We start from the raw sequence: 10,011 nt of genomic DNA on the forward strand, positions 1-10,011 counted from the left end.
GGCCGTGTCGGTGACCCCCGGGGCGCCGGGCTGGCTCGCGGACCTCCGCGCCGCCGGGGCCGCCGGGCGGGAGGTCAGACCCGCCGACTGAGCCCGGTGACGTCGAGGATGAACCCGTCGGGGTCGACGGTCGCGCTCGTGGCGGCGGTGGCGGTGATCCCGTGGACCTTCTCGTCGTCACTGGAGAAGGTGACCGAGTCCTCGGTGACGTCGAGCGTCAGGGAGTCCACCGAGAGCACCCGCTGCTCGATCGAACCGGGCTGCGAGTGCAGTCCGAGCCGTCGGCTGATCACGCTGGCGAAGAACACGCTGAACGTCACGTCCACGTCGACCACCCCGTCGCCGCCCACGCGGGAGCGGGTGTCGGAGGGGTCGTCCAGGAGCCAGGAGCCCTCGGCATCGCGGACCAGGTCGATGGTGCGCTCGTACTCCTCGGTGGACACGGTCAGCTGCACCCGGTGAGGGGCCAGGTCCGATCCGATCTCGACCTGGTACTCCAGCGTGAACGCCTGGTGGTCGGGGTGCGCTGCGGAGACGATCCGGCCCCGGGCGCGGGAGGACTCGCCCTTCCGGACGAGTCTCACCTGCTCGATCACCCTGCCGGTCTCGGAGATCCACGTGTACATGCGGGGAGCCGAGGCGCGAGGCGCTTCGACCTGCGGCGAGGGCGACTGGGAAGCGTTCACCCCTCCTACGGTATGAAAATCTCCACCGAAACGCACATCACCGGCCCGTCGCGGCGACCCTGCGTCACCTCGGTCGCAGCTCCACCCGTGCGCGTCGCCAGGGATACAGCGTCACGTTCCGCGCCCTGGGCCACTCGTGGCCACTGCCCACGCGGTCGAGCCGGTAGCGCTCCAACACCTGCCGGAGGATCACCTCGCCCTCCATCATCGCGAAGGACGCACCGATGCACCGGCGGGCGCCGCCGCCGAAGGGCAGCCAGGTGGTGGGGGTCGGGACGTCGCCGAGGAATCGGCCGGGGTCGAACTCCTTGGGCGCGGGGTAGGCGGCCGGCGCGCGGTGGGCCAGGATGATCGACGGCGAGATGGTCATCCCCCGCGGGTAGGTGCGGCCGCCGACGGTGGCGGGCTCCTGCAGCTCCCGCATCACCATCGGGACCACGGGGTGCAGTCGCAGGGACTCCTTGAGCACGGCGTCGAGGTATTCCGTACCGCCGGCGGCGATCTCGGACACGCAGCGGTCCTGGATCCCGGGGTGCCGGGCCAGCTCGAGCACCGACCACGCCATGGCGGTGGCGGTGGTCTCGTGTCCGGCGGCCACCAGGGTCATCAGCTGGTCGCGCAGTTCCTGATCGGACAACCCCTGGGCGTCCTGGGCGGACGCCCGCACCAGCAGTGCCAGCAGATCTCGCCGCCCGGACAGCGCCGGGTCCCGGCGGGTCGCCTCGATCTCCTCACCGAGGAAGGCGTGGATCGTCGCGAGGTCCCGGACCTGTCGGCTCCACGGCCGGAACCGGCGCAGCGGCATGATGCCCATTCCGATCATCACCACCGGCCCGGCGTCCACCGCCCGCGCCACGATCGGCCTGATCCGGTCGAGACGGGCCGAGTCCGTCACCCCGAAGACCACGCGCAGGATCACCTCGAGCGTGAGCTCGTTGAACAGGATGTGCGCACGGACCCGGCCCGATCGCGGCCAGCGATCCAACTGCTCGGTCGTGACCTCCTCGACCAGCGAGCGGTACCCCTCGATCTCGCGGCGCCCGAACGCCGGCGCGAGGAGCCGGCGGGCGCGCGCGTGCTCGTCGCCGTCCTGGAGGAGGAGAGAGTGCTCCCCCAACAGCGGACGCAGCAGTTCGTTGCCCTTGCCCGCGTGGAAGACCGACGGCGAGCCGGCGAAGACGTCCTTGACGTCGGCGGGATCGGCGACGGCGACCACCGTCCGTCCCCTGGGCATCAGGTCGAGCTTGAACGGCACCCCGTACCGTCTGGCGGCCGCCGGGAAGACGGCTGCGGGGGCCGACAGTGTGAGCAGGGCCTGCACCAGGCCGGGTAGCCGTGGGCCGGAGGGAACGCCGTCGTCTGTGGTCACACTGTCCATGGTGACACCGTAGGAGTCGACAGGTGTCGCCGCAGCCGGACCGTCGAACACGCCGCCCCGCACCGCCACCTCCCCGGCTGCGGGGGTGGCGGCGCGGAGAGGTCCTGCCGGGGCGAGGGGTCTCAGGCTCCCAGACCCGCACTGCCGAGCGAACCGGTGCCGGCCCCGGCACTCCCGGCCAGACGCGCCCAGGGGCCGGTCACCGCGAAGGTGTAACCGTCGCCCTGGATCGACACGAACATCACCGAACCGTCCTCGTTGAACACCGGGCCGGCGAACTCCGAGTTGCTCACGCGGTTGCGGGCGATGGGGTACGCCCGGCCACGCTCGTCGACGCCCACGACGTGCTGGATCCCGGAACCGTCCTCGGAGACCACGACGCCGCCGTGGGGTGAGACCGTGATGTTGTCCGGGCCGTCGAAGCTCCCGCCGTCCGCGAGCTCGACGGACGGGTCCGGGTTCCTGCCGAAGATCGAGTACAGCGTGATGGACGCGCCGTCCGGCGCGATGCGCCAGACCTGTCCGTCGTGCTCGGCCGCCGAACCGTCCCCCATCCGGGCGAACGAGGCCACCACGTACGCGCCCTCCTTCCACCACGCGCCCTCGAGCTTGCGGGAGCGGGTTCCGCGATCGGCGTAGGACTGCTTGCGGATCGAGGTGGTCTCGGCGAGCCGGTCGCGGCCCGGGACGTCGACCCACTCGACCTGGTAGGTCGTGCCGACCGTGGTGGCCACCGACAGGTCCGGTACGTGCGTGCCGCCCGAGACGCACCGCATCATCTCGAACGTCCCGGCGGTGTCACCGCCCTCGGAGCGCGCGAGCTCCGCGAGCGATCCGGTGCCGGGACGGAACCCGGCCGGCGGGGTCCAGCGGTACACGTGGCCGTTGGGACTGCCCGCGTCCTCGGTGAGGTAGATGACACCGGTGGTGGGGTGCACCGCGACGGCCTCGTGGGCGAAGCGACCGAGGAACTTGAGCGGCACCGTGGCCTGGGCCCGGTTGAGCGCCGGGTCCGGCGAGACCTCGAAGACCCAGCCGTGGTCCACCGACGCGGTCTTTCCCGCGAGCGATCTGCCGCCGGCCCGGAGTTCGGTCTCCTCGCAGGTGAGCCACGTGCCCCACGGGGTGACGCCGCCCGCGCAGTTGTTCACCGTGCCGGCCACGCCGACGTACTGCGACCTGCGGGCGCCCCGGGAGTCGACGGCGATCACCGTGCAGCCTCCCCCCGCCTGATCGTCGAAGGTGATGCCCTCGGTCACCGGCACGACGTGCGGCTCGCTGCCGCCGATCTCGTGGTTGAGGATGAGGAAGCCGCCCCCCGCGCCCACCAGGTCACCGAGCGAACCGAGTGCTCCCGAGAGCGAACCGAGCGGGCCGGAGGCCGGGAAGTACCCGGCGGCATCGGGATCGGACGGGGACGTCGCGCCGCCCTCCATGGCGTGCTCGCCCGCGTGGGTGACGACCGAGTACGTGAAGCCCTCCGGCAGATCGAGCAGGCCGTTCGGGTCCGGCACCAGGTCCCCGTACCCCTCGGTGCCGACGCCCGTCGCGTTCGCGGTGGCTCCGGAGCCGGTGAAGGTCCCGGTGAGGTTGCCGGCGACGTACACCCCCGCGCCGACGGCGGCCGCGCCGACGAGGAATCGCCGGCGATCGATGCTGGTTTCTGCCATTGTTCCGGTGTCCTCTCCCCGCGGCCGGCCCTTCCGGCGCGCGGGCTACGACGCTAGGATCCGGGGGAAACAGGAACGTACTGTTCAGGTGTCGTGCCCATGAACACGCGGCGGAGACCCGGTGCGGGCGCCCCGCGGCCCGCGACAGCGGCCCGTCCGTCCACCCCGGACTCGCCGAGTGTTCACCGGCGGGCAATCGACCGAGCCCTCGCGGTGGCCTAGGGTGACCGGCATGGCCCTGCTCCCCGTGGACCTGGACTCGACGCCCGACGACATCGCCTCCCTCCTCGCCGTGGACGCGGCCGTGCGCGCCGCGGTGGGCCTGGAGCACTCCACGCCCACACCCTCTGCCCTGCACTGGGCCGGCGCGGAGGGGATGTGGATGGCCCTCGTCCGGCCCGGAGAGGGGCGCGCGCTCCTGGCCGGCTGGCACCACGAGTTCTCCCTCACGGAGGGCAGCGGTCGCGCCGGAGAGGCCGGGACGGACCTCGTCGGCGACGCTCCGGGGTGGTGGCGACGCGGGGTCGAGCACGCCCGCTCCAAGGGTCTCTACCTGGGCTTCCTGTACGGCTGGGACGGGGCTACGTGGTGGCGGCTGGACCAGCCGACCGACGACGGTTTCGACCCGGAGATCTACCCGGTGACCGCCGCGGCCGTACGGGACATCGTCGACGAGTTGGCCGACGAGACCCTCCTCGAGGCCCCCACGGCCGGCGCGGTCGACGCGCTCCTCTCGGCGGGTGCACGGTTGTCCGCCCGGGATCTGGCCGCCGTCCTGCACTCCCCCGACGGGTGGCCCGAGGTCGACCTCGAGGCGGGCGTCCGAGCGGCGCGGGCGTTCGGGTCCCCCGTCCCGGCCTGACCTCGCCGCGGTACCGCCCCGGCCGATCTCTGCCACCATGGTCTGGTGAGAAGACTCGGTTACGTCGCGGCCAAGCGCCTCGCACTCGAGACACTCGGGTGGACCCTCGTCGTGCTCGGCATCGCCGCCCTGTTCCTCCCCGGCCCCGGGCTGCTCACCCTCTTCGCGGGCATGGTGGTGCTCTCCCAGCAGTACGAGTGGTTCGAGAAGCGGGTCGACCCCGTCAAACGGATGGCCCTGGAGGGCGCGTCCCGCGGGGTGCAGACCTGGCCGAGGATCACCGCGTCGGTGCTCGGCGTGGCGTGGCTGGTCGGGCTCGGGATCTACTGGGGCGAGCACCCACCGGCGCCACGGTGGTGGCCCTTCGACCCCGCCTGGTGGTTCATCGGCGGATGGGGCACCGGCGGGAGCCTGATCGCCTCCGGCCTGATCGGCCTGGTCCTCATCGTCTACTCGATCCGTCGCTTCCGGGGGAACCCGTACGACCACGAGGTGGAGACCGAGCGGGAGAGGGAACGCCACGCCGCCCGTCACCGGGAGCGAGAGGAACGGCGCCGGGCGAGGCACGATGCCACGTCGGGCCGGCGGCCGTACCCGGCCGCGTCCCCCACCGGGCCGGGCGTCGTGTCGGACTGACCGGGCGTCACGTCAGACTGAACGTCTCCTCGCCACCCACCGCGACCATCCGTTCCTCCCGACCCACCCGGACCTTGACGGGGGTCGCGTCGATCACCCCGTCGCGGTGCCGGACCGTGACGCGGTCCCTCATCACCGTCACCGTCAACGGGGAACGCAGGTAGGTCATGTCGAAGGACACCCCGTCGATTCCGCTGGGCAGGTTGGGGTCGAGGCGCAGCATCCCGCCGCTGACCCGCATGCCCGCGTAGAACCTCTGGACCAGATCGACCGTCCCTGACATCACCCCCATGTGGATCCCCTCGCGCGTGGTGCCACCCTGGATGTCGTTGACGTCGCTGGCCAACGCCACCTTGAACCGCTCCCACGAGGCGTCCGGATCGAAGCGGGCCAGCACACCGGCGTGGGTGATGTAGGACAGGGTCGAGCCGTGCGAGGTCCGGCGGTCGTAGTACTCGATGGTGCGCCTGGCGGCGTCGGCGGGGAAGTCGTAGCCGAGTCGCCTGACGATGCGCCTGAGTTCGGAGTCGCTGAAGAGGAAGAACAGCATCACGGCGTCGGCCTGCTTGGCGAGCTTGTACCGGTCGGGGGTGTCCCCCTCGGCCTTGAGGATCCGGTCCAACCGCTGGATGTCGCCGTACTGGGCGCGGTAGGAGTCCCAGTCCAGCTCCACGAGGTCCTCATACCCCTCGAACTGGCTGATCACCCCGTCGTGGAACGGAACGAACATCTTCCGGCTCATGTCCTTCCACCGCGTGACCTCCTCGTCGCGCAGTTCGAGCCGCGCCCGCACCTCGTCCGCCCGGGGTTCGGGCAGGAGGTCGAGCAGGCTCGCGGCGATGTCGCAGATCCAGGCCACGAAGACATTGGTGTAGGCGTTGTTCCGCAGCCCCGCCTCCGACGCCCCGGGGTACTTCTCGTGGTACTCGTCCGGCCCCATCACGCCGTGGATCTCGTATCGGTCCCGCTCCGGCGAGTAGTGGGCGATCGACGACCAGAAGCGGGCGATGCCGAGCATCATCTCCGCCCCCCGGTACTCGAGGAACATGGTGTCCTCGGTGAGCGTGACGTACTGCCAGACGTTGTAGAAGATGGCCGCACTCACGTGTCGCTGGTTGTGGGACAGGTCCTCGTCCCAGCGCCCGGACATCGGGTTGAGGTGGACCTCCTGGGTCTCCTCGGTCCCCAACGACCCGCTCTGCCACGGGAACATGAAGCCCTCGTACCCGGCGGCGTCGGCCGCCGCCCGCGCTTCCGACAGGCGGCGGTAGCGGTACATCAACAGTCCCCGGGTGACATCGGGGGTCCGGAAGGTGAGGAAGGGGAAGACGAACAGCTCGTCCCAGAAGATGTGGCCGCGGTAGGCCTCCCCGTTGATCCCGCGGGCGGGCACCCCCGCATCCAGGTCCGCGGTGTGATGGGAGCAGGTCTGCAGGATGTGGCTGATGTGGACCCGCAGGAGGTGCTGCACCTCGTCGTCGCCGAACACCCGCATGTCACACGCCTGCCACAACCGGCCCCATGCCTCGCAGTGGTGCGCGTAGGCGGCGTCGATGGGCCGGGCGCGGACCACCGACCGGTGCGCGCGCGTCATGGTGTCCCCGGTGGCGGGGTCGCGCGAGGTGAACAGCGACACAGATTTCTCGATCGTCACCGCGACGCCGCGCTCGAGGTCCAGGCTCAGCGTCTGCTGGATGTAGTCCGAGGTCCGGAAATCCGCCCGCGGTACGTCGATCTTCTCCCCGGCCGTGTGGACGAGGGTCCGGGCCGCCAGACTGACGACCACCTCGGACTGCCGGGTGTGTGCCTTGATGGCGATGACCTCGGGCTCCGGGAAGAGCGTGCTCCCCGGGCGCAGGTGGTCGCTCTCGAGCTGGCGGTAGCGGGGCACGCCGTCGTTGGTGACCCGACCGTCGAGCGCGGTGACCACCTCTGCCGAACCCGACCAGTTGAGCGGGGTGATGGTCCACTCGAGGTAGGCGTGGTGCATCGAGGCCATCGAGACGAACCGCCGACTGACCAACCCGGTCTCGCGGCCCTCCCTGTCCCGGAACCGCAGCCGCCTGGTGAGTGTGGCCGACCGGAGGTCGAGTTCGTGGCTGTAGTCGAGAATCTCCACTTCTGCGAGCCGGAGCACCTCCGCGCCGCCGATCCGGAGTTTGAGCGGCAGCCAGTTGGGCAGGTTGACCAGGTCCTCGTTGTGCACCGGGACGCCGCCGAGCATGGTGGTCGCGCGGTTGTACAGGCCGTGGACGTACGTCCCGGGGTAGTGGACCCCGTCGGCGTCCTCCCATTCGGCCGCGCCCCGCGTGCAGAGGTAGCCGTTGCCCGTCGACGTGAGGGTCTCGCGCAGCCCCTCCTCGCCGGGATCGAACCCGTAGTAGGACAGCGTGAAGGCGTCGGACCGCCCAGCGGTGGTGTCGTCCGAGGGCCCGGTCTGCAGAGTGGTCACGCGGTCGACCCTATCGACTGACCTGCGGGTCCGACGGGATCCCACGTGCTTGTTTCCGGGATCGTCATCTGGCCGAGACTCGTCGGCCACCGACGTATTGTATGATCTACGTCACAGTCGGGACGGCCCGGGCCGCGCCTCGGGGCCCGCCGTCGACCGTCGCGCCGGAACAGGGGTTCACCATGACCGTTCAGTTCATCGAGATCACGGAGGACGTGGCCGACAGGCTCCACGTCCTCACCACACCGACGGCCTGCCAGGTCGGCGATGCGCGCATGATCATCGTCGATCTGCTCGGCTCCGGTCCGTCATGGCCACTGTCCGTCCTCGTCGACCACGTGTGCACCGCGTACGAGGCTCCCGACGGGGAACGTCTCATGGTCGACCTCCGGGAGGGCATGGCCGAGGACGAGCTCCGCGACGAGCCGGCACTCCGGCACGTGACGTGGGTGCGCGCCACGCGCCTCGCGCTCAAGGAACTCACCGACTCCGGAGAAGTGGTCTGGAGCCTGCCCTCGGACGATCCGGACGAGGTCGACCACCCCGAGGTCGAGGTCCTGATGTCCGGCGCGGAACCGCGCGCCTTCCGCGTCTACGTGGGGGATCCGCTCCCGGACGGCTCGGTGTCCCTGCGGTAGTAGGGCCCACCGCGGCCGTCCGTACCGTTCTCCCCCGTACCGCCGCCCTGGACGCCCCCGACGTCCGTGCCGCCGCCCCGAGTGCCGCCGCCCTGCGTGCCCCCGCCGTCCGTGCCGCCCCGGTAGCGGACGGCCACGGCCAACATCACCGCGCCCACGGCGATGAAGGACAGCACCCGGAACAGGCCGGGCAGCGTGGCAAGGTCGAGGAACAACAACTTGGCGAGCGCGAGCGACCCCAGGACGAAACCCATCCTGCGGGCGTCCGAGAGCCGGGGACTCGGCGTGAGGATCAACCAGGCCGCGCAGCTGATCCACAGCACGGTGACCACCAGGTGGGCCACGAGGAAGCCGTTGCGCGCCGCGCCCGCCAGGTCACCGATCACCACTCCGGCCGCCACCACCATCACCGAGAAGGCCAACAGCGCCGCGACGGCACCCGCCATCACCACCCTGGAGGCCTGCCGGGGCACCCGCCGGGACGCCCACCACGTCGCGGCCACGGCGAGCGCGGTGACCGCGAGCGCCGCCACCACGTCCCAGTAGGTCAGCTCGCGGACCGCCAGACTCTCGTCGAGCGCGAGGAACGGCTCGTTGACGACCAGGTACACGGCCAGCGCGATGGCGGCGCCGACGCCGGCCACCCAGTCCGCCCAGCGGCGACCCCACAGGCCCGCCGCCACGACGTAGCCGGTGGCGCTGAGGGTGAGGGCGAGGCTCGTCATCTCCCGTCCGCCCAGTTCCACCCAGGCGCCGAACAGCAGCGCACTGCCCACGACCCCCGAGACGGCGGACAGCAGCACCGGTCCCGGTTCGTGGGCTCGACGTCCGGCCACCACCGCGACGGTGAGATAGGCCGCGGCGAGGATCACGCCGACCGGCCAGCCCGGCCGCAGGAGGAAAAGTCCGGAGAGGAGCAGCAGGGGGACGGCGGTGGGGACGACGACGAGGGCCGCGTTCTCCGGAGCCGGGCGGCGGCGCACGGAGTCGACCCAGGCGACCCCGACGCCCACGGCGGCGAAGACCAGGGCCGCCACGATCAGCGCGATCTGTTCGCCCCGGTCGTGGAGGTGCGTCTGCGTGAGGTAGCCCACGAGGACCGGTGCCGGGAAGACCGACCACACCACCCTGACCGCGATCCCGAGTTCGGCGCCGAGTACGGCGGTCGCGATGGCCAGGATCACCAGGAAGACAGGGAGCTCGACGCCCGTGGAGATGAACGGGGCCAGCACCATCGTGCCGGCCGAGACCAGGCAGGCGAGCAGCCCCGAGGACCATCGTTGTGCCAGGGCCATACCCGCGAGCGCCAGCCCGCCGACGAACATGTACGCCGCCGGCACGGGGATCCACTGATAGAGAGTGGTGCAGGCGATCACGTCGAGCATGGCCGCTGCCAGACCGGTGCCGACCAGGGCCAACGCGCCGGGGTTGATCGGGCGCTCGGGCGTGGCCTCGTGGCGGGACTGCAACCACAACCCGAGCCCGACCAGGACCAGCGCCAGTACCGCCGCGGCGACCACCCGGGCGATCGGTGGGAAGAGCCCCGCCTGGATGGCGACCACCAGCAGGAACGCGATCCCGGCCAGCATCACGGAGCCGCCGATCGCGGCGATCACCGTGGCCGCCGTGAGCCGTGGCGCCCGGCGGGGTCGGGTCTCCGCGGAGCGCCGCGTCCACCCGGGCCCGGCG

At 71.3% G+C, this 10,011-nt stretch carries 8 protein-coding genes; 3 read left to right on the forward strand and 5 right to left on the reverse strand.

Annotated features, from left to right (window positions below; translation table 11 throughout):
• Positions 1–74: 74 nt before the first annotated feature.
• The 3 genes from G6031_RS10640 to G6031_RS10650 form a co-directional block, all read right to left on the reverse strand.
• On the reverse strand, positions 75–686 hold the full coding sequence (locus G6031_RS10640) for a putative glycolipid-binding domain-containing protein (RefSeq protein WP_245847146.1): 612 nt from the start codon (positions 684–686) through the stop codon (positions 75–77).
• 64 nt (positions 687–750) lie between these two features.
• Complete coding sequence (locus G6031_RS10645; protein WP_245847143.1) at positions 751–2,055, reverse strand: cytochrome P450; 1,305 nt, start codon at positions 2,053–2,055, stop codon at positions 751–753.
• 131 nt (positions 2,056–2,186) lie between these two features.
• The gene (locus tag G6031_RS10650) at positions 2,187–3,734 is read right to left on the reverse strand and encodes an alkaline phosphatase PhoX (RefSeq protein WP_182653238.1); all 1,548 of its coding nucleotides are present in this window, start codon (positions 3,732–3,734) and stop codon (positions 2,187–2,189) included.
• 232 nt (positions 3,735–3,966) lie between these two features.
• On the opposite strand from G6031_RS10650, the gene G6031_RS10655 reads away from it, so the two are divergent.
• Entirely contained in the window at positions 3,967–4,596 is a 630-nt protein-coding gene (locus tag G6031_RS10655; protein ID WP_182653239.1) for a hypothetical protein, read from the forward strand.
• A gap of 45 nt (positions 4,597–4,641) precedes the next feature.
• Positions 4,642–5,232, forward strand: coding sequence for a PGPGW domain-containing protein (locus G6031_RS10660; protein WP_182644701.1), 591 nt, complete (start codon positions 4,642–4,644; stop codon positions 5,230–5,232).
• A 7-nt stretch (positions 5,233–5,239) separates the two neighbouring features.
• On the opposite strand, the gene G6031_RS10665 is transcribed toward G6031_RS10660, so the two are convergent.
• A complete protein-coding gene (locus G6031_RS10665; RefSeq protein WP_182653240.1) occupies positions 5,240–7,684 on the reverse strand; it encodes a glycoside hydrolase family 65 protein in 2,445 nt (814 codons plus the stop codon).
• 182 nt (positions 7,685–7,866) lie between these two features.
• Between G6031_RS10665 and G6031_RS10670 the strand changes: the two genes are divergently transcribed.
• Complete coding sequence (locus G6031_RS10670) at positions 7,867–8,322, forward strand: hypothetical protein (RefSeq protein WP_042330231.1); 456 nt, start codon at positions 7,867–7,869, stop codon at positions 8,320–8,322.
• Here the strand turns inward: G6031_RS10670 and G6031_RS10675 are convergent.
• Positions 8,277–10,011: DUF2339 domain-containing protein (locus G6031_RS10675; protein WP_182653241.1), on the reverse strand; the 1,735-nt coding region annotated here is incomplete at its 5' end. The two genes, G6031_RS10670 and G6031_RS10675, sit on opposite strands and share 46 nt — an antisense overlap.

Source organism: Dietzia sp. CQ4 (assembly GCF_014145125.1).
GTDB lineage: Bacteria > Actinomycetota > Actinomycetes > Mycobacteriales > Mycobacteriaceae > Dietzia > Dietzia natronolimnaea.

Coding starts and splice junctions, on each gene's coding strand:
- G6031_RS10670 (WP_042330231.1), top strand. CDS start 7,867: ATGACCGTTCAGTTCATCGAGATCACGGAGGACGTGGCCGACAGGCTC.
- G6031_RS10655 (WP_182653239.1), top strand. CDS start 3,967: ATGGCCCTGCTCCCCGTGGACCTGGACTCGACGCCCGACGACATCGCC.
- G6031_RS10650 (WP_182653238.1), bottom strand. CDS start 3,734: ATGGCAGAAACCAGCATCGATCGCCGGCGATTCCTCGTCGGCGCGGCC.